We start from the raw sequence: 23,872 nt of genomic DNA on the forward strand, positions 1-23,872 counted from the left end.
GCCACGCGCCGGCACTCGTGCCGTGCGTGCCGCTTGGCGATATCACGCGGCGGACCTTGCGCCGCTACTACTCCCGACTCCCATCAGAACGACAAGGACATCCCATGAGACTGCTGCTCGCCCGCCACGGCGAAACCCCGTGGAACGCCGAAGGCCGCTACCAGGGCCAGGAAGACATCGCGCTCTCGCCCATCGGCGAAGCGCAGGCACGTGCACTCGGCGAGCGCCTGGCCGGGGTCGAGATTGCAAAGGCGGTCGCGTCGCCACTCACGCGCGCCCGCCGCACGGCCGAGCTGGCGCTGGGCGACCGCGCCTGGATGCTGGACACCGACGTCGGGTTGATGGAAATCGCGCATGGCACCTGGGAGGGACTGCTCGCGGCGGAAATCCACGACCGCGACCCCGACCGTCTGCGTGCCTGGCGCGATACGCCGCACGAGGTGCTGATGCCGGAGGGCGAATCCTTGCAGCACGTGCTCGACCGCGCGTGGCCAGCGCTGGAACGGGCCGCGCACGGCCTGGGCGAGGCCGACACCCTGCTGGTGGTCGCGCACGACGCCGTGAACCGGGTGCTGTTGTGCCGCGTGCTGGGCCTGCCGCTGGCGCACCTGTGGCGGTTCCGGCAGGCGCCCACGACGCTCAACCTGCTGGAAGGCCCGACGGTGGACCGCCTCGACGTCGTCCGCCTCAACGACTGCGCCCACCACACCGCGCTGTTCGGCGAGGCCGTGCACCGGGCGCTGTAGTCGGGCGCTGTGATACGCGTCGCCACGCCGCCCGCACGTCGGCGCCCGCACATCTACGCCCGCATACCGCACACTTTGCGCATGGACCTGACCCAGTGGCTCGAGTACATCGAGCGCCAGCACCCCAAATCCATCGACATGGGCCTGGACCGCGTACGCGCGGTCGCCGAAGCGCTGGGCCTGTCGCGGCCCGCGCGCCGCGTCGTGACCGTGGGCGGCACCAACGGCAAGGGCTCGACCGTGGCCTTCATCGAGGCGATCGCGCGCGGCGCCGGCTGGCGCGTCGGCGCCTACACCTCGCCGCACCTGCGCGCCTACAACGAGCGCGTGCGGATCGAAGGCGCCGACATCGACGATGCGTCGCTGGTCGCCGCGTTCGAGGCCATCGAGGCGGCCCGCGGCGACGTTGCGCTGACGTATTTCGAGTACGGCACGCTGGCGGCGCTGTGGTGCTTCGAACGCGCCGACCTCGACCTGGCGATCCTCGAGGTCGGACTGGGAGGGCGACTGGACGCCACCAACATCGTCGACCCGGACGTGGCCGTCATCACCACCGTCGAACTGGACCACCAGGACTACCTGGGCGACGACCGCGAGGCGATCGGGTTCGAGAAGGCCGGCATCGCCCGGGCGTGGAAGCCGCTGGTACTGGGCGACGACGATCCGCCGTCCAGCGTACTGCGGCATGCCTACGCGATCGGCGCCTCGGCGGTGCGCATCGGCTGCGACTTCTTCTTCGAGCCGACAGGCGACGGCTGGCGTTGGCGCGAAGTCGGCTGCGAGTACGCATTGCCACGGCCGCGGCTGGCCGCGCCGGTGCAGCTCCGCAATGCCGCCGTGGCGATCGCCGCGTTGCGCGCGCTGGATGCGCCCTTGGACGAGGCCGGCATCGCCGCGGCCGTGACCGACGCGCAGGTGGGCGGCCGGCTGCAGTCGTTCGACCGCGGCGGGGTGGCGGTGGTGGTCGACGTCGCGCACAACCCGCAGGCGGCGCGCGAGTTGGCACGCTGGCTGGCGGAATCCCCAGTGGACGGCGCCACCCATGCGGTGTTCGCGGCACTGGCCGACAAGGACGTGGCGGGCGTGGTCGAGGCGCTGGCGGATGCCGTCGACGACTGGCATCTCGCCGGGCTGCCCGAGGCTGGCGAGCGGGCGCAGACGGCGGCGGGCTTGGCGGCGCGTCTTGCTGGCACCGCGGCCAGCGGCGCCCCGGTGCACGAGACGGTCGAGGAGGCACTGGTGGCCGCGCTCGGCACCGCCGGTCCGGGCGACAGGATCCTGGTGCTGGGCTCGTTCCACACCGTTGCGGCCGCGCTGGACTGGCTCGACCGCGACTGAATGCCGGCATCGCCGGGTCGGATGCGACAGGTCGCGGCGCTATAATCCGCGCGGCATTTCCGCCCGCGCCGCGCGAGACCCGATGGAACCTGCCCTGAAACAGCGCCTGATCGGCGCGGCCGTGCTGGTCGCGCTGGCGGTGATCTTCCTGCCCATGCTGATCAAGGGCCCGGCGCCGGAAAGCGGAGTGTCGGACGTGTCGCTGGACGTCCCGGCCCAGCCGGGCGACGACGGCATGGAAACGCGCGAGCTGCCGCTGCTGGCCCCGGGCGACGCGCCCGCGGGTGGCGCGCTGGGGCTGCCAGCGGGGCAGGCCGAGGACGGCCGCCTGCCGACCGTCGACACCACCACCGGCGAAGGCGGCGGCCAGGGCGAAATGATGCCGGCGCCCACGGCCGGCGGCGATTACGCCGTCAGCTTCGGCAGTTACGCCAGCACGGGCGATGCCGCGCGCGTGGTCGAGGCGCTGCGCAGCTCGCAATTGCCGGGCTACCAGGAACGCGTCGAGGGCCGCGACGGCCGCACCATCCACCGCGTGCGCGTGGGGCCGTACGCCAGCCGCGCCGATGCCGAGGCCGCCCGCCTGCGCGCTGCCCACGTGCGCGACGATGTCGGCTCCCAGGTGGTCGCACTGGATGCCGGTGACCCGCCCCGTGAACCGGCGTCCGCGTCCAAGCCGGCCGCGGCCGCGACGACCGGCACCGTCAAGCAGGAGCCGCTCGCGGCCAACGAGCCGGCCGCGAAGCCGGAGCCGAAGCCCGCTGCGCCCAAGCCCGCCGAGCCCAAGCCTGAGCCGGTCGCCGCGCCCGCCAAGCCGGCGCCTTCGGTGCCGTCCGCGCCGGCCGCCGCGGATGTCGGCTTTGCCGTGCAGCTGGGCGCCTTCAGCAACGCCGACGAAGCCGGAAAGCTGCGCGATCGCGTGCGCGGGCTGGGCTTTGGCGCGTTCATCGAGCAGGTCAACACCGACAAGGGCACGCTCACCCGTGTGCTGGCGGGACCGGTGTCGAGCCGCGAGCAGGCCGAGCAGTTGAAGTCGCAGGTCGCCGCGCGCACCGGCATCAACGGCCTGGTCCGCGCGCACCCCTGATGGCGAACGTGTGCGCCACGGCCCGGGCCGGCCGTCGATGACCGCGCTGGACTGGGTGCTGCTGGCGATCGTCGTGGTATCGGCGTTGCTGGGCGTGATGCGCGGCCTGATCGGCGTACTGGCCTCGCTCGCGGCCTGGATCCTCGCCGGATGGGCGGCGTTCCGGTTCGGCGGGCAGGCCGCATGGATGCTTTCGGGCGGCGATGCGCCCAGCACCGGGCAACTGCTGGCCGGCTATGCGCTCAGCTTCCTGGTGGTGATGGTGGTGGTCGGGCTGGTGGGCTGGATCGTGCGGCGGCTGGTGCACTCGGTCGGGTTGTCCGGCCTGGACCGGATGCTGGGCCTGGGCATCGGCGTGGCGCGCGGGGCTTTCGTCGCCTGCGCACTGGTGCTGCTGCTGGGCCTGACGACGATGCCGCGTGAGCCGGAATGGCAGCAGTCACGCGTGGTCCCGGTGTTCGTGCCGGGTGCGCAGTGGATGCGCGGCTGGCTGCCCGACTGGGTGGCCGAACAGGTGGATTTCCGCAGCGGCGGCGCCATGTCACTGGATGGCATGCCGCTGCACAACGGGCCGGCGCTGCCGGTACCGCCCGCGGCCGGTGACGGCCGCTCGTAATGGCTCGATCCGGTGACGGCCGCTCGTAATGGCACGACCCGGCGGCGGTCGCCGTCCTTCATGAATCGCTAAACGCAGGACTTAATCCATGTGCGGGATCATCGGCATCGTCGGCCATAACGACGTGGCGGCGCAGCTCTACGACGGCCTGACGGTGCTGCAGCACCGCGGCCAGGACGCCGCGGGCATCGCGACCGCGCACGGCACCAAGCTGCGCGTGCACAAGGGCAACGGCCTGGTCAGCGACGTGTTCGACGAGCACGCCATGCAGGTGCTGCAGGGCCACCTGGGCATCGGCCACTGCCGCTACCCGACCGCCGGCAGCGAGGGCAACGACGAGGCACAGCCGTTCTACGTCAACTCGCCCTTCGGCATCGTGCTGGCGCACAACGGCAACCTGATCAACACCGAAGCCCTGCAGCGCGAGGTGTTCGAGCAGGACCGCCGCAACGTCAGCACCGAGTCCGACTCGGAAGTGCTGCTCAACGTGTTCGCCCACGAGCTGGACGAGCAGGGCAGCCTGTCGGTGGACGCCACGCTCAACGCGATCGAAGGCACGCACCGGCGCTGCGTCGGCGGCTACGCCGTGGTGGCGGCGGTGCTGGGCCTGGGTCTGGTCGCCTTCCGCGACCCCAATGGCATCCGGCCGCTGGTGATCGGCAAGCGCAGCAGCGACGGACGCGACGAGTACGCGGTGGCGTCCGAGTCGGTCGCGCTGGACCTGCTGGGCTACGAGCGCGTGCGCGACGTGCGCCCCGGCGAGGGCCTGGTCGTCACCACCGAGGGTGTCCTGCACACCCGCCAGTGCGTGGAGCCGCGCACCCACACGCCGTGCATCTTCGAGTACGTCTACTTCGCGCGGCCCGATTCGATGATGGATGACGTCTCGGTGCACAAGGCGCGCATGCGCATGGGCCAGACGCTGGGCGAGAAGATCCAGCGGTTGCGGCCGGACCACGACATCGATGTGGTGATCCCGATCCCCGACACTTCGCGCGACTCCGCGCTGGAGATCGCCAACGTGCTGGGCGTGAAGTACCGCGAGGGGTTCATCAAGAACCGCTACGTCGGCCGCACTTTCATCATGCCGGGGCAGGGCCAGCGCGCGAAGTCGGTGCGCCGCAAGCTCAATCCGATCCCACTGGAGTTCCGCAACCGCGTCGTGCTGCTCGTGGACGACTCCATCGTGCGTGGCACCACGTCCAAGCAGATCGTGCAGATGGCGCGCGACGCCGGTGCGCGCAAGGTGTACCTGGCCTCGGCCGCGCCGCCAGTGCGCCACCCCAACATCTACGGCATCGACATGCCCACGGCCGAGGAGCTCGTCGCGCACCAGCGTAGCGAGGACGAGATCCAGCAGCTGCTGGGCTGCGACTGGCTGATCTACCAGGACCTGGAAGACCTCGAGCGCGCGGTGGCCGGACCGAAGGCACGCCTGACCCACTTCGATTCGTCGTGCTTCAACGGCAATTACGTCACCGGTACCGAGGCCGACTACTTCGAGCGCATCAAGCACCTGCGTTCGGACGAGGCCAAGACCACGCGGCGCGTGCCGGTGGCGGCCACGCGCGGCTGAGCCCACGCCGGCAGGTGTACCGATGACCGGCACGCTCCACGAGGCGGCCCGCCGTTGCCTGGATGCCGCTTCGCCCGACGACAAGGTGGCGGCGACGTTTGCCGCGGCGGACGCGTTCGCGCGCGGCCAGCTGTCGATTCCGGTCGACGCACCGCCACCGGAGCCCATTCGCATGCCCGGTCGCCCGGACCGGCCGCGCCTGGTGCATCCGCGCGCGTTGCCCAAGCGCGGATTCGGCACGGACGAGGGCCGCGCCGCGTTCATCCATGCCATCGCCCACATCGAGTTCAACGCCATCGACCTGGCGTGGGACGCCGCCTACCGCTTCCGCGGGCTGCCCGATGCGTTCTATGCCGACTGGGTGTCGTGCGCGGCCGACGAGGCCCGGCACTTCGTGATGCTGCGCGACCGTCTTCGCCAGCTCGGCTTCGACTACGGCGACTTCGACGCGCACAACGGCCTGTGGGAGATGGCCGAGAAGACCGCGCACGACGGCCTGGAACGCATGGCCCTGGTACCGCGGGTGCTGGAAGCGCGTGGGCTGGACGTGACGCCGGGCATGATCGCGCGCCTGCAGGGCATGGGCGATGTGGAAACCGTGGCCATCCTGGAGGTCATCCTGCGCGAGGAGGTCGCGCACGTCGCCGCCGGCTCGCGCTGGTTCCGCTGGTATTGCGCGCGTGCCGGCGTCGAGCCCGCGCCGACGTTCCAGCGCCTGCTGGGCGAGTACGCCCGCGCGGTCCTGCATGGCCCGTTCAACCTGGACGCGCGCGCCGCGGCGGGCTTCGACGACGACGAGCTTGCCCTGTTGCAAGGCTTTGCCGGCAAGTCCCTGTAGGAGCGGCTTCAGTCGCGAGCGGTTCGCGCGGAACATCGTTTGCGATGTAGGAGCGACGTAAGTCGCGACCTGCGTAGGTGCCGGAGTCGCACGGTCGCGACTTACGTCGCTCCTACAACAGGAGGGCGGTCGATCGCCCGCGACCTTTACAGCGCCGCCAGCGCCATACCGTCGGCATCCACGCGCAGCACAGAGCCTTGCTCGTACCAGTCGCCCAGCACGACGCGTCGGCCATCACGTCCTTCGACTACCAGCTCATGCACCGCCGGACGGTGCGTGTGCCCGTGGATCAGCGTGTCGATCCCGAAACGCGCCAGCGTTGCGGACACGGCCTCAGGCGCGACGTCGGTGATCGTTTCCATCGTCCCCTGGCCCTTCAGCCCCGACTGGTGCGCCTGGCTGGCGGCGCGCGCCTGCTGTGCGAACGCCAGCCGCGCGTCCAGCGGCTGCGACAGGAACCGCGCCTGCCACGCCGGGTCGCGCGTCTGTGCGCGGAAGGCCTGGTAGGCGACATCGCCGGTGCACAGCGTGTCGCCATGCATCAGCAAGGTGGGGCGGCCATGCAGCATCACCACGGTCGGGTCCGGCAGTACGCGCATGCCGGCGCGGCGCGCGTAGGCTTCGCCCAGCAGGAAATCGCGGTTGCCGCGGATGAAGAAGACCGGCGTGCCGGCGTCGACCACGGCGCGCAGCGCGTCGGCGGTGCGGGCGCCGGCCTCGGACGGGTCGTCGTCGCCGACCCACGCCTCGAACAGGTCGCCGAGGATGTACAGCGCGTCCGCGCCACGGGCTTCGTCCTGTAGGAACCGGCAGAACAGGTCGATGATGTGCGGGCGCTGCGCGTCGAGGTGGAGGTCGGAGATGAAGAGCGTGGTCATCGGGGCATTGTAGGACCCATCGATTGCCCCCCTGTAGGAGCGGCTTCAGCCGCGATGGCGTGGCGAGTCCTGGCGAAGGACCAGGTCGCGCATTGGTCGCGACCTACGTCGTTTCCACGGGGCGCCGGAATGGTGATCGCGGCTGAAGCCGCTCCTACAAGGACTTGGAGATCCCATCGCGGCTGAAGCCGCTCCTACAGGAGCCGGTCCGGCCCGGTAAAATGCCGGGCTTGTCCGCCCCGAGCCTGCATGCATGACCTGCCGCACCCGCTTCGCCCCCAGCCCCACCGGTTACCTGCACATCGGCGGCGCGCGCACCGCGCTGTACTGCTGGCTGGAGGCGCGCCGCCGCGGCGGGCAGTTCATCCTGCGCATCGAGGACACCGACCGCGAGCGCAGCACGCAGGCCGCCATCGACGCGATTCTGCAGGCGATGGACTGGCTGGGCCTGGACTATGACGAAGGCCCGATCTACCAGACCCACCGGTTCGACCGGTACCGCGAGGTCGCCGAGCAGCTGGTCGCCAGCGGCCATGCGTACTACGCCTACGAGACCAAGGACGAGCTGGAGGCGATGCGCGAGGCCGCGATGGCAAAGGGCGACAAGCCGCGTTACAGCGGCGCTGCGCGCGATGCCAACCTGCCGTACCGCGACGACCCCAACCGGGTCATCCGCTTCCGGAACCCGCTCGATGGCACGGTGGTGTGGGACGACAAGGTCAAGGGCCGCATCGAGATCGCCAACAGCGAACTCGACGACCTGGTGATCTTCCGTTCCGACGGCTACGCGACCTACAACTTCGCCGTGGTGGTCGACGACCTGGACATGGGCATCACCGACGTGGTGCGCGGCGACGACCACGTCAACAATACGCCGCGCCAGATCAACATCTACAAGGCACTCGGCGCGGCGGTGCCGCACTTCGCGCACCTGCCGATGATCCTGGATCCCGAGGGCGCCAAGCTGTCCAAGCGCACCGGCGCGGCCGACGTCATGCAGTACCGCGACATGGGCTACCTGCCGCACGCGCTGCTCAACTACCTGGCACGCCTTGGCTGGTCGCACGGCGACCAGGAAATCTTCTCCATCGCCGAACTGCAGTCGCTGTTCGACCTCAAGGACGTCAACGCCAAGGCGGCGCGCCTGGACCCGGCCAAGCTCGGCTGGCTCAACCAGCAGTACCTCAAGGGCGACGCGCCCGGAGACGTCGCCCGGCACCTGGAATGGCACCTGCGCGAGGCGGGGTACGACCTCGCCAAGGGGCCGGCACCGGCCGACATCGTGCTGGCGCTGCGCGACCGCGTGCAGACACTCAAGGAAATGGCCGAACGCGCCGCCGTGTGGTTCGGCCCGCTGGTCGAGTACGACGAGGCCGCCGTCGCCAAGCACCTCAAGCCGGCGGCGCGCGCCCCGCTGGCCGATGCGCGTGAGCGCCTCGCCGCGCTCGGCGAGTGGACTGTCGACGCAATCAGCACGGCGCTGCACGACACCGCCGCCGCGCTGGAGCTGGGCATGGGCAAGGTCGCGCAACCACTGCGCGTAGCCATCACCGGCACCCAGGTCAGCCCCGACATCAGCTACACCGTGTATCTGGCCGGCCGTGACGAGGCGCTGGCCCGGATCGACGCCGCGCTTGCAAAAGTGCCGGCCGGGGCCTAGATCAGGGCCATGGGCCACGCCTGCACCGATCCGAAGCACCACGTCCACGACGCCGACGCGTACGTGGGCGAGGTCGAACGCGTGTGCCAGCAGCGCGGCCTGCGCCTGACCCCGATCCGCGCCAATGCATTGCGCCTGATCGCCGATGCCGAGCGTCCGCTGAAGGCCTACGAACTGCTGGACCTGATGAAGGCCACGCACGACGCTGCGGCCCCGCCGACGGTGTACCGCGCGCTGGAGTTCCTGCTCGAGCACGGCTTCATCCACAAGCTGGCATCGGTCAACGCGTTCGTCGGATGCCACCACCCGGCGTCCGAGCCGCACGCCGTGCCGTTCCTGATCTGCGACCGCTGCCAGTCGGCGACCGAGCTTGAAGACGAGCAGATCGTCGCCTCGCTCGACCGCCGCGCCCGCGCGCTGGGCTTCGTGCCGCAGGCGCAAACGCTGGAAGTGCATGGGCTTTGTGCGCGCTGTGCGGCGACGGGCTGAAGAGACGCCGGACGACAGGTCTGCTTCTGTAGGAGCGGCTTCAGCCGCGAGCTTTTTCCCGCCGTGATCCATCGCCTCTTGTAGGAGCGACGTAAGTCGCGACCCGCGCCACTTCGAATACATGCCGGACGCGACTTACGTCGCTTCTACAGAGTCCGTGTGTGTCCGGCACATGCGATCGCGGCTGAAGCCGCTCCTACAGGTGCACCGAGACACCGGCTGCGCGCCCAGAACGAAGAAGCCCGCCAGGTGGCGGGCTCCTTCGAAGCGCTCAGCGTGCAGGCAGGCGTCAGAAGAACGCCCGAACCCCGAACGCCACGCCACGGCCCGGCAGCGGCGCCAGGTCCTTGAGGAACGACGTATGCGGCCGCGCCTCCTCGTCCAGCAGGTTGCTGCCGTCCAGGAACACTTCCCACGCATTGCCACCCGCGGTGTCGACATGCCAGGCCAAGTGGGCGTCGACGAGGGTGTAGCCGGGCGTTTCGGTCTCGAACGCGGCCACGTCGACCTGGCGTGCGTAGCGCACCGCACCGAGTGAGGCACGCCACGCGCCCGATGCCCAGCGCAGCTCGCCACCGACGCGCGACGGCACGATGCGCGGCAGGTTCCCGCTGCGTGACAGCTCGGCGGTGTAGTCGTGGCTGTGGTCACCGTGCGGCACGGCGATGGCGACTTCGCGCGTGCCGTTGCCGTCGAGATCGCCGCGCACCACGTCGCCGAATACGCGCACCGCCCAGGTGCCGGTGGCATTCTCGGCGAACGTCCAGTCGGCCTCGGCTTCCGCGCCGTTGAACGTGGCGTCGTCCTGCGTCCACAGCCGGACCGGGCCGCCGTCGTCGATGCCCGTGTCGGCCAGGTAGACGTAGTCGTTGAAACGCGCGTGGTAGACCGACGCGCTCAACCGCAGCGGGCCGCTGTGCCAGTGCAGGCCCAGCTCGGCGCGGTTGGCGGTCTCCACGCCCAGGTCCGGCGTACCCAGTTCGACACTGCCGGTGGCGACGTGGAAGCCGTTGGAGAACAGCTCCTCGGCGGTCGGTGAGCGCTGCGCGCGATCCAGGCCCAGCGACAGGTGCAGGTCCGGGTTGAGGTCCCAGCGCAGCGCGCCCGACAGGCTCGTGGTGTCGAAGTCGCGGTCCGGGCCGATCGCGCCGTCGGCGATGTCCATGCGGTTTCGGTCGTGCCGGGCGCCCAGTTCGGCGGTCAACGGCCCGAACGTTCGGTCGCCAATCCAGAACACGCCGGCGTCGCGCGAGTTCGAGCCGGGGACGAAGGCTTCCTCGCCAATGGCCAGGAAGTCGCGCTGCGACCACTGCACCCCGAGCGCGCCGTTCCAGCCGGCCAGCGGCTGGTGCACCAGCTCCACGCGTGCCTCGGTGCTGTCATTGTCGAAGACCGTACCGACCTCGTCGCCCTCGAACTCGGTGTGGGTGTACTGGGTGTTGGCCAGTTTCACGCGCAGCGATTCGAATGCGCCCAGGTCGTCCAGACCGCCGCGCAGCTCGGTGCGGCGCTGGTCCATGACGATGCGGACAGCCTCCTCGCCATGGCCTTCCTCCTCGTGGTCGTGCTCGTGGTGGTCCTCTTCTTCGCCTGCGTGCCCGTCCTCATGCGCATGGCTGTGGCCCGGCACGCCGTAGCGACTGTTGAACAGGCTGTAGCCCACACCGACGAAGCCGCGGTCGCCAACCCAGGACACACCGAGCCCGGCGGCATCGGTGCGGATGGCGCTGTTGGGCAGGACCCCGAAGGCACCGAGTTCTTCCTCGTGCTCCTCATGGTCGTCCTCATCTTCGTGCTCTTCGTCGCCATGCGCGGCTGCGTTTTCGGCGTAGCCGGGGATGTCGTAGTCGCCGGTCTCGCGGTGCAGGGCGTCGAAGTGGAACACCACGTTGCCGCTGCCGGCTTCGGCCGTGCCGTCCAGGCGGACCATGCCGGTACGCTCGTCGTTGACGCTGCCGGCCCGCAGCTCGGCGCGGCCTTCCAGCGGCTGCGCGGTGACGGCCTCGGGGATGCGCCCGTCGATGACGTTGACGGCGCCACCAATCGCGCCGCTGCCGTACAGCAGCGTGGCCGGGCCCTTGAGCACCTCGATCTGGTTGGCCAGGAACGGCTCGATGCTGACGGCGTGGTCGACACTGACAGTGGACACGTCGCCCGACCCCAGCCCGTCGCTCAGCACCTGCACGCGGGCGCCGTCGAAGCCGCGGATGATCGGCCGGCCCACGCCCGGCCCGAAGTACGACGACTGCACGCCCGGCAGCTTGTTGACGGTCTCGCCCAGGGAGTTGGCCTTGGCGGCGTCGAGCTGCTCGCCGGCCAGCACATCCACCGGCCGGGTCAGGTCCTCGGCGGTTCGGGCCAGCGGGTTGGCGCGGACGACGATCGCATCCAGGTCGGTCGCCTCGGTGTGGCGCGGGTCCTCCTGTGCCCAGAGGGCGGGCGACAGGGCAAGCAGGGCGAGGAAGAGCGGAGTGCGGCGCAGGGTCGAAGGTTTCATCACGTACGTCGGGTACACTGGCGACGGCAAGAAACGAAATGTTATATTGTTTCAAATGGACCCGCACCCCCCCAAAGTCATGCCCGCAACCCAGACCGCCCCGGCTGCGCTCGCCACGGCCGACCGCGTCGGCCTGGCTGCCTCGTTCCTGTGCGCGATCCACTGCGCGTTGCTGCCGCTGGTGCTGGCCTTGGCGCCCGCGTTCGGACTGAAACTGGGCGGCTGGATCGACTTCGACCAGGCGTTCGTGGTGTTCGCCACCCTGCTGGGGGCCACCACGTTGACGCTGGGCTACCGCCGGCACCGCGGCTTCCACGCATGGGCGCTGCTGGTGCCGGGCCTGGCGATGGTGTGGGCGGCTTCGTTCACGCCGCTGCACAACCACTCGCTGACCCACCTGGTGATGATGGTGGTGGGGGGCGTGCTGCTGGCGCTGGCGCACCTGGTCAACCTGCGCCTGACCCACGCGGCGACGGGACGGGGCTGAACGGCGCGACGCGCCCGCTGTGATAGCCTCTGCGGCCGCTCGCGCCCCCGGCGCGGCCTTATAATGCGACCACCTCGCAGGATTCCGCGCCGATCGGCGCGGTTTTTCACTTTACGGATTCAGGAGCAGCACCATGGGTAAGGGCGACCGCAAGACCGCCAAGGGCAAGCGTTTCAACTCCAGCTACGGCAACGTCCGCACCGCTGGTGCCACCACCAAGGCCACCGGCGCTGCAGCTGCCCCGGTTGCCAAGAAGACCACCAAGTCCGTCGCCAAGGCGCCGGCCAAGAAGGTCACCAAGAAGACCGTCGCCAAGGACTGAGCGCCCCCGCGCACCGTTGCGACGCTTCGATCGAAAAGCCCCGCCAGTGCGGGGCTTTTTCGTTGGGGCGGGCGCACGCGACTGGCGCGCGCCGTGTCAGGCGACGCGCGTGCCCGCAACGCGCACGGAGTCGCACAGGTCGCCGCCCAGCCAATAGCAGAGTTCGGACGGGTGGCCGACGCGCCACTGCACGAAGTCGGCGCGCATGCCGACGCGCAGCGCGCCGCGATCCTGCAGTCCGAGTGCGCGCGCCGCGTGGACGGTGGTGCCGCGCAGGGCTTCTTCCGGTGTCAGGCGGAAGTGCGTGCAGGCGAGCTGCATCGCTTGGCGCAGCGACAGCAGTGGGGACGTGCCGGGGTTGCAGTCGGTGGCCACCGCCATGGGCACGCCCTGGCCGCGGAACGCGTCCAGCGGCGGCAGCTTCGTCTCGCGCAGCACGTGGAACGCGCCGGGCAGCAGCACGGCGACCGCGCCGCGTCCTGCCATCGCGCGCACGCCGTCGCTGGAGGTGTGTTCGACGTGGTCGGCCGACAACCCGGCGTACTCGGCCACCAGCGCCGCGCCGCCGAGGTCGCTGAGCTGGTCGGCGTGCAGCTTCACCGGCAGGTCGAGCGCCCGCGCGGCATCGAACACCCGTCGTGTCTGCGCCGGCGAAAACCCGATGCCCTCGCAGAACGCGTCAACCGCATCGACCAGGCCCTCGGCGTGGAGCTGTGGCAGCCATTCGATCACCGCGTCGATGTAGTCATCCGCGCGGCCTTCGAACTCCGGAGGCAGCGCGTGCGCCGCCAGGTACGTGGTGCGGACTTCGATCCCCAGGGCCTCGCCGACCTGGCGCGCCACGCGCAGCATCTTGCGCTCGTTCGCAAGGTCCAGCCCGTAGCCCGACTTGATCTCGACCGTTGTGGCGCCATCGGTCGCCAGCGCACGGGCCCGCGGCAAGGACTGCGCCAGCAGTTCGACCTCGCTGGCGGCGCGCACCGCACGTACCGTCGACAGGATGCCGCCGCCGGCGCGGGCGATGGCCTCGTAACTTTCGCCCTGCAGGCGCATCTCGAACTCGCGCGCGCGGTCGCCCGCGAACACCAGGTGCGTGTGGCAATCGACCAGGCCGGGTGTGATCCAGCCGGTGGCCTCGATGACCTCGCGTGCCAGCGACTCAGGCGTGCCCGGAAGCGCGTCGCGAGGCCCGACGTGCGTAATCACGCCGTCGCGCCAGGCCAGCGCGCCATCGGCGATATCGCCATAGCCGCTGTCCCCATCGAGCGTCGCCAGGGACGCGCCAATGACGATCCCATCCCACTGCTTGTCGTGTCCGTTGCTCATCCGCGCATTGTAGGCGGGCGGGGCAGGGCGGCTGCCGGCGGCGATAACTGGCCGCAAGTGGCCATAATCCCCGCATGCAGACTTCGACCGCCCCCCGTCTCTGGCAGCCGGCCCATGGCTGGCAACCCCTGTCCGTCGACGCACCGCACGGCCTGCCTGCCGGCACGCGACTTCTGCCCGGCATCGCCAACCTGCATTCGCACGCCTTCCAGCGCGCCATGGCCGGCATGGCTGAGCGCCGCGGTGACAGCGACCAGGACAGTTTCTGGACGTGGCGGGAAACCATGTACCGCTTCGCCGGCCGGTTCGACCCCGACACGCTGCGCGCCGTTGCCGCGCAGCTGTACGTGGAGATGCTGGAAGCCGGCTACACCAGCGTCTGCGAGTTCCACTACCTGCACCACGCCCCCGACGGCCGGCCGTACGACGACCCGGCCGCCATGTCGCGCGCGCTCATCGACGCCGCACGCGAAACCTGCATCCGCCTGACCCTGCTGCCGGTGCTCTACATGACCGGCGGTTTCGACGGCCGTGCGCTCGGCGAGCGTCAGCGCCGGTTCGGCCACGACATCGACGGCTACCTGCGCCTGCTCGAGACGTTGCGTGCCGAGCAAGACGACACCCTGCGCATCGGTTGCGCGCTGCACAGCCTGCGCGCCGTGCCGCACGATGCCATGACCGCCGTGCTGGCCGCGCTGCCATCCGACAGCCGCATCCACATCCACATCGCCGAGCAGACCGGCGAGGTCGACGACTGTGTCGCGGTGCGCGGCGTCCGACCGGTGCAGTGGCTGCTGGACCACGCCGACGTCGACGCGCGCTGGACCTTGGTCCATGCCACGCACCTGGACGACGCCGAAGTCGCAGCCACCGCGCGCAGCGGTGCGACGGTGGCAATCTGCCCGACCACCGAGGCCAACCTCGGCGACGGCCTGTTCCGGCTGCGCGACTACCTGGACGCCGGCGGCGCGTGGGGCATCGGTTCGGATTCGCACATCTCGGTGAGCCCGGTGGAGGAGCTGCGCTGGCTGGAATACGGGCAGCGGCTGGCGACGCGTCGCCGCAACATCGCGACGTCGCCGCAGGTCCGCAGCGTGGGCGAAACCCTGCTGGGCGGCGTGCTGGCCAGTGCCGCCGCATCGACGGGCCACACCACCGACAGCGTGCGCGATGGACGGCCGGCCGATGCGTTCTCGCTATCGGTGGATTCGCCGGTGATGGCCGGGGCCGACGACGGCGATTCGATCGACCGCTGGATGTTCAGCGGCAACCGGGCGCTCGTGGACCGGGTGTGGGTGGACGGGCAGTGCGTCGTCGAGGGTGGCCGCCACCGGGCATCCGACGACGTTGCGCAGCGCTACCGCGTAGCGATGGCGCGCCTGCTCGCAGACTGACGTGCCTTTGTAGGAGCGGCTTCAGCCGCGATCCAATCTGCCGGCGAGCGCGAGGCTCCGATCGCGGCTGAAGCCGCTCCTACAGGGTGCCGTGTGGTGTGGGGGGCGGGGTCCGCGTGGCGACATACGATCTCGCGTCGCCGAAGACCGGGTTCGTCGCGGCCAGCGGCCCCTCCGTCGCAAGGCCCGGCAAGCCGCGATGCGACCCGCCAGGCTTCAGGCTCCATCCGTATCAGGAGCCTGCCGTGCACCGTGTCCTCCGCCCCCTCGCCCTCGCGGTTGCCGCCACATTCGCGCTGCCCGCCCACGCCATGACCGATGCCGAGCTCGACGCCATCGTCGCCAAGCGCCTGCACGGCGACCGCACCGGCGCGTGCTTCGCCGTGGCGGTGATCGACGGTGCGGTCGCACGCAGCTTCACCTGCGCCGCCGCCGACGGCTCGCCCCGCATCGGCGCCCACAGTGCCTTCGAGATCGGCTCGGTCACCAAGACGATGACCTCCACGCTGCTGGCCGACCTCATCGAGCGCGGCAAGGCCGACCTGGACGATCCGCTGGCCGACTATCTCCCCGAAGGCACGGCCGTTCCGGAGTTCGAAGGCGCGCCGATCCTGCTGCGCCACGTCGTGACGCATACCAGTGGCCTGCCGGCCCTGCCGCCGGGCGGGCTGGTCAACGACATGGCCGATCCGTACGCGAAGCTGACGCCCCAGGACCTGCTGGCCGCGTTGTCGGACGTCACGCTGGACCGTGCGCCGGGCACCGGATTCGAATACTCCAACTACGCCTCGATGCTGCTCTCGTACGCCGTTGCGCGCCGTGCCGGCGAAGGCATGGACGCACTGCTGCGCGAGCGCGTGTTCACGCCACTGGCGATGGACGGCGCGCACCTGTCCGACCCGCCTGCCGGCGTGCGCACCGCCACTGGCCACACGCCCAACGCGCAAGCGACGGGTGCCTGGCACTTTGACCCCGCCCTGGCGGGCGTCGGTGGCGTGCGGGCGACGCTCGACGACATGGTCCATTACGTGCAGGCCCACCTCGGGCAGCGCCCGTCAGCGCTGGATGCCGCGCTCGAGCGCACCCGCCAGCCGGTCGAAACCGCGTCGGGCCAACCGATGGCGATGAACTGGATGCTCGCACCGCTCGAGGGCCGCACGGTGCACGCGCACGAGGGCGGCACCGGCGGGTTCTCCTCCTTCGTCGCCTTCGATACCGAACGCAATCGCGGCGCGGTGGTGCTGTCGGACACGGCGCTGACCTCGGTTGGCGGGCTCGGCAGCCTCGGCCTGCACCTGCTTGACCAGCGCGTTCCGCTGGGCGCGCCGCGCAAGGCGACGCAGGCGCCGGTGGACCTGCTCGATGCGCTGGTGGGCACCTGGCAGTTGCAGGGCGGGCCGCGCATGGAGGTCCGACGAAAGGACGACGCGCTTGAGATCCAGGCGCCCCGGCAACCGGCCTTCGAACTGGGCTACGACGACGCCGGTGACTTCTACCCGCTGGCGTTCGATGCGCTGCTGCGGCCGCAACAGAGTGCCGATGGCGCCTACCGCTTCACCTGGCACCAGGGCGGCGGCGTATTGGCGGCCCGGCGGGTCGAGGCGGATGCCACGGCGGCGTTGGCTTCGGCGCCTGCACTGGCGCCCGCGCAGCTGGGTGAATACGCCGGCACGTACCCGCTGATGCCATCGATGGCACTGGAGGTACGCGTACAGGGCGACACCCTGTTCGCGCAGGCCACGGGGCAGGGCGCGTTCCCGCTGGCGCCGGTGGCGGCCGACGTCTTCGAAGCCGCCGAATACGGCATCGAGATCCGCTTCGAGCGCGACGACGCCGGCGAGGTCACCGCGCTTGCGCTGCACCAGGGTGGCCAGATCCTGCGCGGTGCGCGACGCTAGGGCGATGCCGATGAATGCCGCGCCGCCGTCTTACCCGCTCGACCGCTCGCTGCCGCCCGACGTACTCATCGGCGGCAACACGGTCTGGAGCCGCTACCGCCAGTTCCCGGTGTTCAGCGGCCCGTGGCTGCGCGGGCGGACGCTGCTGTTCGCGTCGGTCATCGCGGTGTTCGCTGCGGTCACCGCGTTCGGCGTGGGTTTCTCGACGCGGGACTATGGCGTGGGTGCGCTGGCGGGCCTGCACCTGCTGGCGGCGTTCACGCTGATGGCCACGGCCGGGCCGGCGCTGGCGACATGGGTGCGCTACCGGCGCTGGCCTGCGGTGAAGGAACGCCGTGGCGTCGTGCTGGCGGTGCTGGTCGGCATCGGCGTGAGCTTCGTGGCCGACTTCTGGGCGTCGTCGTATGTGGAGCAGGTGGTCGAAGCCGCCTACCGCAGCAACGGCCAACCCCTTCCCGCGATCGCCGACGAGGTGCCGATGGCCGAACGCGCCGTCGCGCTCACCATCAACCTGGTCTTCCTGGTGGTGGTCTACGGGTTGTTCGGCGGTGGCCTGGCATTGCGGGCCTACTTCAGCGAGCAGCGACGCTGGCTGGACAACCACCACGCGCAGGAAGTCGCGCAGCTGCGCGAGGCAAAGCAACACAGCGACCTGCGCCTGGGCGTGCTGCAGGCGCAGGTCGAACCGCACTTCCTGTTCAACACGCTGGCCTCGGTGCGCGCGCTGGTGCGCCAGGACCCGGCGCAGGCCGAGGCCACGCTGGACGCGCTGGTGGACCACCTGCGCTCCACCATTCCGCAGCTGCGCGACGACGGCGACGGGCTGGTGCATTCCACGCTCGGCCAGCAGCTGGACATCTGCACGAGCTACCTGGAGTTGATGCGGCTGCGCATGGGCGGGCGGCTGTCGTACGCGATCGAGGCCGACGAGGCCTTACGCGCCCGGCCGTACCCGCCGCTGCTGCTCATCACGCTGGTGGAGAACGCCATCAAGCACGGCATCGAGCCCAAGCCCGGCCCGGGCCGCGTCGTCGTGCGTGCGCTGGAGGATGCCGACCACCTCAACGTCACGGTGATCGACGACGGCGTCGGCCTGCAGCCCGGCCTGGGCAGCGGCGTCGGGCTGGCCAACGTGCGCGAGCAGCTGCTAGAACGCTACGGCGGCCGCGCGGCGCTGCACATGCGCAGCACGCCGGGGCAGGGTGTGGAGGCGGAGATCCGCTTGCCGCTTGAAGCGCCGGAAACGACGGTCGAACCGGATGGAGCGCGACACGCATGACGTCCAGCGGGCTTGTTGCCATCGTCGCCGAAGACGAAGCGCCGCAGCGCGCCGCGCTGTTGTCGATGCTGGCCGACGCCTGGCCGGAGCTGCAATCGGTGACGGCCTGCGAAGATGGCGTAGCCGCGTTGCAGGCCGTGGCCGAGCTGCGACCGGCGGTGGCCTTTCTGGACATCCGCATGCCCGGCGTCAGCGGCCTGGACGTGGCGCGCGCTGTGGTCGCTGCCGGCGGGCTGGTGGTGTTCACCACCGCCTACGACGAATACGCGATCCGCGCGTTCGAGGCCGGCGCCGTGGACTATTTGCTCAAGCCGGTGCAGCCGGTGCACCTGGCGCGGGCCGTGGGCCGCCTGCGCGAGCGGCTGGCCGCGAACAACGGCGACGGCGACCTGCAGGCACGCGTCGACGAACTCGAAGCCGCGCTGCGCCCGCGCGGGGATCGCCAGGTGCGCTGGATCAGTGCCAGCGTCGGCGACAGCGTGCGCATGATCGGCATCGACGAGGTGCTGTATTTCCAGGCGCAGGACAAGTACGTGCGCGTGGTGACGGACGAAGCCGAAGCGGTGATCCGCACGCCACTCAAGGACCTGCTCTCGGGGCTGGACCCGGACACGTTCTGGCAGGTGCACCGCGGCGTGGTGGTGCGCGTGGCGGCCATCGACCGCGTGCGCAAGGACGAGCTGGGCAAGTGGCACCTGTGCCTGCGCGGACGCAGCAAATCGCTGCCGGTCAGCGGCGCGTTCCTGCACCGCTTCCGGGGGATGTAACGGTCAGGCCGTCGCGAACAGGTCGGTTGCGGCGACGCCGGCTTTGGGCAGTGCGCCCTCGAGTTCCAGCAGGAAACGCTTGGTCGGCAGCCCGCCGCCAAACCCCGTGAGCGCGCCGTCGGCCCCGATCACGCGATGGCACGGCCGCACGATGGGCAGCGGGTTGCGACCATTGGCTGCGCCCACCGCGCGCATGGCGGCGGGATTGCCGATGCGCCGGGCCAGTTGCGCGTAGCTCCACGTTTCGCCGTACGGGATCGCGTCGAGTGCGTCCCACACCGCACGCTGGAACGCGGTGCCCCGCGGCGCCAGCGGCAGGTCGAACGTGCGGCGGGTGCCGGCGAAGTATTCGCGCAGTTGTGCGGCGGCGTTGTCGATCACCGGATGCGTGCCGGCCTGCCAGTCGCCGTCGCGCTTGACCGGATGCCGGTTGTCGCGGAATTCGATGGCGCGCAGGCCGGCATCATCGGCGGCGAGCAGCAGCGGGCCGACCGGGCTGTCGATGTGGGTCCAGGTGGTGCTCATGTCGTTGCCCTCTTGCGGGGTGGGCAGGGTGCGGGCGCGGCCAGCGCCGCGCCGCGCCACAGGTGGATCACGGCGTACGCGCGCCAGGGTCGCCAGGCCTCCGCCCGTGCGGCCAGCGCCCGGGCCGTCAGCCGGCTGCCGTCGCCCGGCAGGGCCTTCTGGAGCACCAGGTCCTCGGCGGGAAACGCATCGGGATGGCCGAGCGCGCGCATCGCGATGTACTGCGCGGTCCACGGGCCGATGCCGGGCAGCGCGACCCAGCGCGCGGCAAAGTCCTCCAGCGTGCGCTCGGCGCGGAAATCGACGCGCCCGTCGAGCAGCGCCGCGGCGACGGTCCGCACGGTGTCGGCGCGCGCGCGCGTCAGGCCGATCGCGCCGAGGTCGGCATCGACCAGCGCATCGGGCGTCGGGAACAGGTGCGTCAGGCCGGGCGCGGGCGCCGCGTCCAGTGGCGTGCCAAAGCGGTGCGCCAGGCGGGTGGCCAGCGTGCGCGCCGCCGCCACGCTGACCTGCTGGCCGAGGATGGCGCGTACCGCAATTTCGAAGCCGTCCCAGCCGCTGGGCAGTCGCAGGCCCGGACGCGCCTGCAGCAACGGACGCAGGCCGGGGTCCACCGCAAGCGCGCGGCCGATCGCATCGGGATCGGCATCCAGGTCGAACATCCGCCGCAGCCGGTTGACCACCGGCAGCAGGCGAGCCGGTGAGGTGCCATGCAGCTCCAATCGCAGCGCGTGCTCGCCACCGGGCCACGCGCCCACGCGCAGCCAGCCCGCGGCATGGCCGGGCGCCTCGGGTGCCAGCACGCGCGCGTAGCCCTGTTCGTCGACCACCTCCACGCCGGGCAGGGCGCGGCCGCGCAGGAAGTCGAGCATCGCGGCCAGGTCGTATGGCGGCCGGTACCCCAGCCGCAGCACCAGCGTCTCGCCCACGGCCTCGCGCGGTTGCCGGCGCAGCTCGCGCGGCGCCATCCGGTAGGCGTCCTTGAAGGTGGTGTTGAAGCGCCGCAGGCTGCCGAAGCCGGCGGCCATCGCCACGTCGGTGATCGGCATCGCGGTCTCGGTCAGCAGCTGCTTGGCGAACAGCAGCCGTCGTGTGGCGTGGACGCCCAGCGGCGGCGCGCCCAGTCGCTCGACGAACAGGCGCCGCAGTTGCCGCTCGCCCAGGTGCACGCGTTCGGCCAGCGCCGCCACGGGCTGCTCGACCAGCACGCCTTCGTCGATCAGCTTGAGCGCGCGCGCGACGGTGGCATCGCCGCGTCGCCACGTGCCATCGCCCGGGGCCAGTTCCGGACGGCAGCGCAGGCACGGGCGGAACCCGGCTGCCTCGGCCGCGGCAGCGTGGTGGTAGTAGGTGACGTTTTCACGCTTGGGCGCCGGCGCGGGGCAGACGGGGCGGCAGTAGATGCCGGTGCTCCGCACGGCCGTGAAGAACAGGCCGTCGAAACGCGCATCGCGGCTCAGCCGCGCCTGGTCGCAGATCAACCGGTCCGGCAGCGGCTGGGCGGCGGTATCGACGGGGGCGGAGACGGCAACCATGCATGCAGGCTAGCACCGGGCTGCGGCATCGACTCGCCGGAATCGGACATCAATGTGGGCGGCCGGCGTGCACCTGTAGGAGCGGCTTCAGCCGCGATCGGATGCCTGATCAGGCGCGAGAAAGGCATCGCGGCTGAAGCCGCTCCTAGACCAGCAATAGGGGCTGTAGGAGCGACGTAAGTCGCGACCTCTCCAAGTCGTGGAGCTCGGTCGCGACTTACGTCGCTCCTACAAAGGTCACGGGCTCGTCGCACTCAGCGCGGGCAGCAAAGCTTCCGCGTCGCCATCGTTGGGTGCCGCCGGCACGCCCACCAGGCGCGCCAGCAGCGGATACACGTCCACGTTCTCGATCGGCGACAACACGGTGCCCGGACGGAACGCCGGCCCGTGCGCGATGAACAGGGCGCGCATCGAGGGCAGCGCCGGATCGAAGCCGTGCGAACCGCGGGCGTGCGATGGCCGGTTGCCCGCCCAGTCGCGCTTGATCGCGTCCCAACCCTCGTCCATCTGGCAGACGATGGCGGGCACCCGTGGATGCGTGCCGTAGTGCCAGCGCGCCGGCAGTTCGCCCTTGCGCCAGCATTCGTAGTGGTCGTGGCGACCGAGCAGTTGCGCTTCGGCCTGCGCGGTGCGGCCCGGCAGCGGGGTGAAGCCGACCGATTGGCCGGTGGTCACCAGGCGCGCGTCGGCCTCGTCGACCATGTCCTCCACGATCCCCACCTGGCCCGGTCGCACCGTCGCCATGCCGTGGTCGGACGTCACCACGATATTGACGGCGTCGTCGAGGCCCGCGTCACGCAGCCCATCCATCAGACGGCCCAGCGCCGCATCCAGCCGCGCAACCTCGGCCAGCGCCTCGGGCGAGTCGGGGCCATGCGAATGCGCAGCGTGGTCCAGGTGCTCGAAATACAGCGTGGCCAGGCGCGGCCGCGTCGCCGCCGGCTCCTTGAGCCAGCCCAGCACCATGTCGACGCGGGTATCGATGGGGCGGGTGTCGTCGAACGCGTGCCAGCGCGTCGGTCGCACACCGGCGACGGCGGCCTCGCTGCCGGGCCACGACAGCGTCGCGGTCGGCAGGCCGGCGCGTTCGGCCGTCACCCACAGCGGCTCGCCGCCCCACCAGCGGCTTTCGCCCACGGCTTCGCGGTCGCTCAGCTTGAAGCCGCCCAGCGCCTCGTCCCACATGGTGTTGTGGACGACGCCGTGACGGTCGGGCCGCAGCCCGGTCACCAGCGTGTAGTGGTTGGGGAAGGTCAGCGACGGATACGACGGCGTCATCCATTCGGCCCGCACGCCGCCGTCGGCCAGCGCATCGACGGTGGGCGTGCGTCCCTGGCCGAGGTAGCGGGGATGGAAGCCATCCAGTGACACCAGCAGCACCGGGGCCGGGTCGGCGGCGGCTGACGATGAATCGTGCCGCGATGTCGCACAGGCGGACAGGAGCAGGGCGAGCAGGGCCGTCGCGGCCGTGGGGATCATTCGCATGCGGTCATTCTGACGGACGGTTGTTGCGGGATGACTTTAGTCGCTGGCCGCCGCGGCGGGCTTTGCCGATAGTGCCGGCAACCTTCCGGAGCCCCGACCATGCGCACTGTCGTCCTTGCGGTTGCCACCCTGCTGGCCTTGCCGGTGTCGGCGCAGCCGGCACCGCCGGCACCCGAGCTGACCGCGGCCGAGTGTGAAGTCTGGGCGCGCGAGCTCAGCTTCGCCCGATCGGTCGCCGACCGCGATGCCGCGGCGTTCGCCGCGCACCTGCACGAGGCTGCTGCCTTCGGGGTGAGCCGCCCGGGCACCAGCCGCGGCCGGGACACGGTCACCTCCGACTGGCTGGGGCTGATCAATGGCACCCGTGTGCGCCTGTCCTGGTACCCGACGCACACCGTGATCGGTGGCGAACCCGACATCGCATGGTCCAGCGGCCCGGCGTTGTACGAGTCGGTCGACCCGGCCGCCGACGGGCCGCACCGCATCGGCGCGTTCACCTCGGTCTGGCACCGCGGCGGGGACGGGGTGTGGCGGGTGCTGTTCGACGATGGCATCGCCCCGCGGCCGGCCACGCCGGAGGAGGTGGCGGCCTTCCATGCTGGCCGCAGCGAGACGTGTCCGCGCGGCTGACGCCGTAGTGAACGCGCCTCCCGGAGCCTGCCGGACGCGGCCGATCGATCGGCGTATCGTGGGGGGCGCAGGCGGCGCCTGCCGCTCTGTCCCCAACCCCACGAGGTGACGCCATGAGCCCCATGATGATGAAACGCCTGCTGGCCGCCAGCGTGCTCGGCGCGGTCGCATTCGGCGTATCGGCCAATCCACCGGCCCAGACCAGCGCCGATGCCCACACCGAGGCGCGACTGCAGTCCGAAGCAGCGCTGCAGGAGGATGCCGACCGCAATTGCATGCGATATACGGGCACGCACATCCAGACCCGTGCCATGCGCGAGAAGGGCAAGGACTGCGTGGTCGCGAACGGCCGCGTCTTCAGTCGAAGCGATATCGAGCGCACGGGCGAGGTCGACATTGCCGATGCCCTGCGCCGGCTGGATCCGTCGATCTACTGACGACCCGTCCATGCAGTGAATGGACGCCCGGCTACGCCGGGCGTTTTCGTTCCGGCTCCTAC

At 70.8% G+C, this 23,872-nt stretch carries 22 protein-coding genes; 16 read left to right on the plus strand and 6 right to left on the minus strand.

Translation table 11 applies throughout. The features are described from left to right. The first annotated feature begins 104 nt into the window (after positions 1 to 104). The 6 genes from K6753_RS12185 (at position 105) to K6753_RS12210 (ending at position 6,201) form a co-directional block, all read left to right on the plus strand. Positions 105 to 746 (plus strand): histidine phosphatase family protein, encoded by a 642-nt coding sequence (locus tag K6753_RS12185; RefSeq protein WP_223676732.1) that lies wholly within the window; start codon positions 105 to 107, stop codon positions 744 to 746. 81 nt (positions 747 to 827) lie between these two features. Further along, positions 828 to 2,084 carry a bifunctional tetrahydrofolate synthase/dihydrofolate synthase gene (gene folC, locus K6753_RS12190; RefSeq protein ID WP_223676733.1) on the plus strand — a complete coding sequence of 419 codons (1,257 nt, stop codon included), beginning with the start codon at positions 828 to 830 and terminating at the stop codon, positions 2,082 to 2,084. Positions 2,085 to 2,166: 82 nt separating this feature from the next. Continuing rightward, positions 2,167 to 3,171, plus strand: coding sequence for an SPOR domain-containing protein (locus K6753_RS12195; RefSeq protein WP_223676734.1), 1,005 nt, complete (start codon positions 2,167 to 2,169; stop codon positions 3,169 to 3,171). A 10-nt stretch (positions 3,172 to 3,181) separates the two neighbouring features. Further along, positions 3,182 to 3,787 (plus strand): CvpA family protein, encoded by a 606-nt coding sequence (locus K6753_RS12200; protein WP_223676735.1) that lies wholly within the window; start codon positions 3,182 to 3,184, stop codon positions 3,785 to 3,787. Positions 3,788 to 3,875: 88 nt separating this feature from the next. Next, positions 3,876 to 5,363 carry an amidophosphoribosyltransferase gene (gene purF, locus K6753_RS12205; RefSeq protein WP_223676736.1) on the plus strand — a complete coding sequence of 496 codons (1,488 nt, stop codon included), beginning with the start codon at positions 3,876 to 3,878 and terminating at the stop codon, positions 5,361 to 5,363. Positions 5,364 to 5,385: 22 nt separating this feature from the next. Continuing rightward, positions 5,386 to 6,201 carry a ferritin-like domain-containing protein gene (locus K6753_RS12210; protein WP_223676737.1) on the plus strand — a complete coding sequence of 272 codons (816 nt, stop codon included), beginning with the start codon at positions 5,386 to 5,388 and terminating at the stop codon, positions 6,199 to 6,201. Between the two features lie 146 nt (positions 6,202 to 6,347). Here K6753_RS12210 and lpxH read toward each other — a convergent pair whose 3' ends face one another. Beyond that, the gene (gene lpxH, locus K6753_RS12215) at positions 6,348 to 7,079 is read right to left on the minus strand and encodes a UDP-2,3-diacylglucosamine diphosphatase (RefSeq protein ID WP_223676738.1); all 732 of its coding nucleotides are present in this window, start codon (positions 7,077 to 7,079) and stop codon (positions 6,348 to 6,350) included. A 253-nt stretch (positions 7,080 to 7,332) separates the two neighbouring features. Here lpxH and gltX point away from each other — a divergent pair, with 253 nt between their 5' ends. Together gltX and K6753_RS12225 are read left to right on the plus strand one after the other, a co-directional pair. Then, a complete protein-coding gene (gene gltX / locus K6753_RS12220) occupies positions 7,333 to 8,739 on the plus strand; it encodes a glutamate--tRNA ligase (RefSeq protein WP_223676739.1) in 1,407 nt (468 codons plus the stop codon). Between the two features lie 9 nt (positions 8,740 to 8,748). After that, the gene (locus tag K6753_RS12225) at positions 8,749 to 9,228 is read left to right on the plus strand and encodes a transcriptional repressor (protein WP_223676740.1); all 480 of its coding nucleotides are present in this window, start codon (positions 8,749 to 8,751) and stop codon (positions 9,226 to 9,228) included. Between the two features lie 289 nt (positions 9,229 to 9,517). Here the strand turns inward: K6753_RS12225 and K6753_RS12230 are convergent, their stop codons facing one another. Further along, complete coding sequence (locus tag K6753_RS12230; protein ID WP_223676741.1) at positions 9,518 to 11,725, minus strand: TonB-dependent receptor; 2,208 nt, start codon at positions 11,723 to 11,725, stop codon at positions 9,518 to 9,520. Between the two features lie 79 nt (positions 11,726 to 11,804). Between K6753_RS12230 and K6753_RS12235 the strand changes: the two genes are divergently transcribed. Both K6753_RS12235 and K6753_RS12240 read left to right on the plus strand, forming a co-directional pair. After that, entirely contained in the window at positions 11,805 to 12,212 is a 408-nt protein-coding gene (locus K6753_RS12235; RefSeq protein WP_223676742.1) for a MerC domain-containing protein, read from the plus strand. A 133-nt stretch (positions 12,213 to 12,345) separates the two neighbouring features. Continuing rightward, positions 12,346 to 12,534, plus strand: a complete 189-nt coding sequence (locus K6753_RS12240; RefSeq protein ID WP_223676743.1) for a 30S ribosomal protein THX — start codon at positions 12,346 to 12,348, stop codon at positions 12,532 to 12,534. A 96-nt stretch (positions 12,535 to 12,630) separates the two neighbouring features. Here the strand turns inward: K6753_RS12240 and hutI are convergent, their stop codons facing one another. Beyond that, positions 12,631 to 13,860, minus strand: a complete 1,230-nt coding sequence (hutI, locus tag K6753_RS12245; protein WP_223676744.1) for an imidazolonepropionase — start codon at positions 13,858 to 13,860, stop codon at positions 12,631 to 12,633. 74 nt (positions 13,861 to 13,934) lie between these two features. Between hutI and K6753_RS12250 the strand changes: the two genes are divergently transcribed. The 4 genes from K6753_RS12250 to K6753_RS12265 all read left to right on the plus strand — a co-directional run bounded on the left by K6753_RS12250 (position 13,935) and on the right by K6753_RS12265 (position 19,198). Next, a complete protein-coding gene (locus tag K6753_RS12250; protein ID WP_223676745.1) occupies positions 13,935 to 15,254 on the plus strand; it encodes a formimidoylglutamate deiminase in 1,320 nt (439 codons plus the stop codon). 245 nt (positions 15,255 to 15,499) lie between these two features. After that, positions 15,500 to 17,152 carry a serine hydrolase gene (locus K6753_RS12255; RefSeq protein WP_223676746.1) on the plus strand — a complete coding sequence of 551 codons (1,653 nt, stop codon included), beginning with the start codon at positions 15,500 to 15,502 and terminating at the stop codon, positions 17,150 to 17,152. Between the two features lie 10 nt (positions 17,153 to 17,162). Continuing rightward, positions 17,163 to 18,431 (plus strand): sensor histidine kinase, encoded by a 1,269-nt coding sequence (locus tag K6753_RS12260; protein WP_223676747.1) that lies wholly within the window; start codon positions 17,163 to 17,165, stop codon positions 18,429 to 18,431. Then, positions 18,428 to 19,198, plus strand: a complete 771-nt coding sequence (locus K6753_RS12265) for a LytR/AlgR family response regulator transcription factor (RefSeq protein WP_223676748.1) — start codon at positions 18,428 to 18,430, stop codon at positions 19,196 to 19,198. The genes K6753_RS12260 and K6753_RS12265 overlap by 4 nt, the downstream gene beginning before the upstream one ends. A 3-nt stretch (positions 19,199 to 19,201) precedes the next feature. Here K6753_RS12265 and K6753_RS12270 read toward each other — a convergent pair whose 3' ends face one another. The 3 genes from K6753_RS12270 to K6753_RS12280 form a co-directional block, all read right to left on the minus strand. Beyond that, positions 19,202 to 19,723: a methylated-DNA--[protein]-cysteine S-methyltransferase gene (locus K6753_RS12270; RefSeq protein WP_223676749.1), complete on the minus strand. Its 522-nt coding sequence runs from the start codon at positions 19,721 to 19,723 to the stop codon at positions 19,202 to 19,204. Next, the gene (locus K6753_RS12275; RefSeq protein WP_223676750.1) at positions 19,720 to 21,258 is read right to left on the minus strand and encodes a DNA-3-methyladenine glycosylase 2; all 1,539 of its coding nucleotides are present in this window, start codon (positions 21,256 to 21,258) and stop codon (positions 19,720 to 19,722) included. The genes K6753_RS12270 and K6753_RS12275 overlap by 4 nt, the downstream gene beginning before the upstream one ends. A 237-nt stretch (positions 21,259 to 21,495) precedes the next feature. Continuing rightward, on the minus strand, positions 21,496 to 22,737 hold the full coding sequence (locus K6753_RS12280; protein WP_425492127.1) for an alkaline phosphatase family protein: 1,242 nt from the start codon (positions 22,735 to 22,737) through the stop codon (positions 21,496 to 21,498). Between the two features lie 105 nt (positions 22,738 to 22,842). On the opposite strand from K6753_RS12280, the gene K6753_RS12285 reads away from it, so the two are divergent. Together K6753_RS12285 and K6753_RS12290 are read left to right on the plus strand one after the other, a co-directional pair. Continuing rightward, entirely contained in the window at positions 22,843 to 23,373 is a 531-nt protein-coding gene (locus K6753_RS12285; RefSeq protein ID WP_223676752.1) for a Cif family virulence factor, read from the plus strand. Between the two features lie 113 nt (positions 23,374 to 23,486). Continuing rightward, the gene (locus K6753_RS12290; protein ID WP_223676753.1) at positions 23,487 to 23,810 is read left to right on the plus strand and encodes a hypothetical protein; all 324 of its coding nucleotides are present in this window, start codon (positions 23,487 to 23,489) and stop codon (positions 23,808 to 23,810) included. Positions 23,811 to 23,872: the final 62 nt, after the last annotated feature.

Origin of the sequence: Novilysobacter selenitireducens (assembly GCF_020026895.1) — a bacterium.
Lineage (GTDB): Bacteria > Pseudomonadota > Gammaproteobacteria > Xanthomonadales > Xanthomonadaceae > Lysobacter_C > Lysobacter_C selenitireducens.

Bases quoted from the DNA above. Each gene is read 5' to 3' on its own strand.
- K6753_RS12185 (WP_223676732.1), top strand. From the start codon at position 105: ATGAGACTGCTGCTCGCCCGCCACGGCGAAACCCCGTGGAACGCCGAA.
- folC (WP_223676733.1), top strand. From the start codon at position 828: ATGGACCTGACCCAGTGGCTCGAGTACATCGAGCGCCAGCACCCCAAA.
- K6753_RS12195 (WP_223676734.1), top strand. From the start codon at position 2,167: ATGGAACCTGCCCTGAAACAGCGCCTGATCGGCGCGGCCGTGCTGGTC.
- purF (WP_223676736.1), top strand. From the start codon at position 3,876: ATGTGCGGGATCATCGGCATCGTCGGCCATAACGACGTGGCGGCGCAG.
- K6753_RS12210 (WP_223676737.1), top strand. From the start codon at position 5,386: ATGACCGGCACGCTCCACGAGGCGGCCCGCCGTTGCCTGGATGCCGCT.
- lpxH (WP_223676738.1), bottom strand. From the start codon at position 7,079: ATGACCACGCTCTTCATCTCCGACCTCCACCTCGACGCGCAGCGCCCG.
- gltX (WP_223676739.1), top strand. From the start codon at position 7,333: ATGACCTGCCGCACCCGCTTCGCCCCCAGCCCCACCGGTTACCTGCAC.
- K6753_RS12225 (WP_223676740.1), top strand. From the start codon at position 8,749: ATGGGCCACGCCTGCACCGATCCGAAGCACCACGTCCACGACGCCGAC.
- K6753_RS12230 (WP_223676741.1), bottom strand. From the start codon at position 11,725: ATGAAACCTTCGACCCTGCGCCGCACTCCGCTCTTCCTCGCCCTGCTT.
- K6753_RS12235 (WP_223676742.1), top strand. From the start codon at position 11,805: ATGCCCGCAACCCAGACCGCCCCGGCTGCGCTCGCCACGGCCGACCGC.
- K6753_RS12240 (WP_223676743.1), top strand. From the start codon at position 12,346: ATGGGTAAGGGCGACCGCAAGACCGCCAAGGGCAAGCGTTTCAACTCC.
- hutI (WP_223676744.1), bottom strand. From the start codon at position 13,860: ATGAGCAACGGACACGACAAGCAGTGGGATGGGATCGTCATTGGCGCG.
- K6753_RS12250 (WP_223676745.1), top strand. From the start codon at position 13,935: ATGCAGACTTCGACCGCCCCCCGTCTCTGGCAGCCGGCCCATGGCTGG.
- K6753_RS12260 (WP_223676747.1), top strand. From the start codon at position 17,163: ATGAATGCCGCGCCGCCGTCTTACCCGCTCGACCGCTCGCTGCCGCCC.
- K6753_RS12265 (WP_223676748.1), top strand. From the start codon at position 18,428: ATGACGTCCAGCGGGCTTGTTGCCATCGTCGCCGAAGACGAAGCGCCG.
- K6753_RS12270 (WP_223676749.1), bottom strand. From the start codon at position 19,723: ATGAGCACCACCTGGACCCACATCGACAGCCCGGTCGGCCCGCTGCTG.
- K6753_RS12275 (WP_223676750.1), bottom strand. From the start codon at position 21,258: ATGGTTGCCGTCTCCGCCCCCGTCGATACCGCCGCCCAGCCGCTGCCG.
- K6753_RS12280 (WP_425492127.1), bottom strand. From the start codon at position 22,737: ATGATCCCCACGGCCGCGACGGCCCTGCTCGCCCTGCTCCTGTCCGCC.
- K6753_RS12285 (WP_223676752.1), top strand. From the start codon at position 22,843: ATGCGCACTGTCGTCCTTGCGGTTGCCACCCTGCTGGCCTTGCCGGTG.
- K6753_RS12290 (WP_223676753.1), top strand. From the start codon at position 23,487: ATGAGCCCCATGATGATGAAACGCCTGCTGGCCGCCAGCGTGCTCGGC.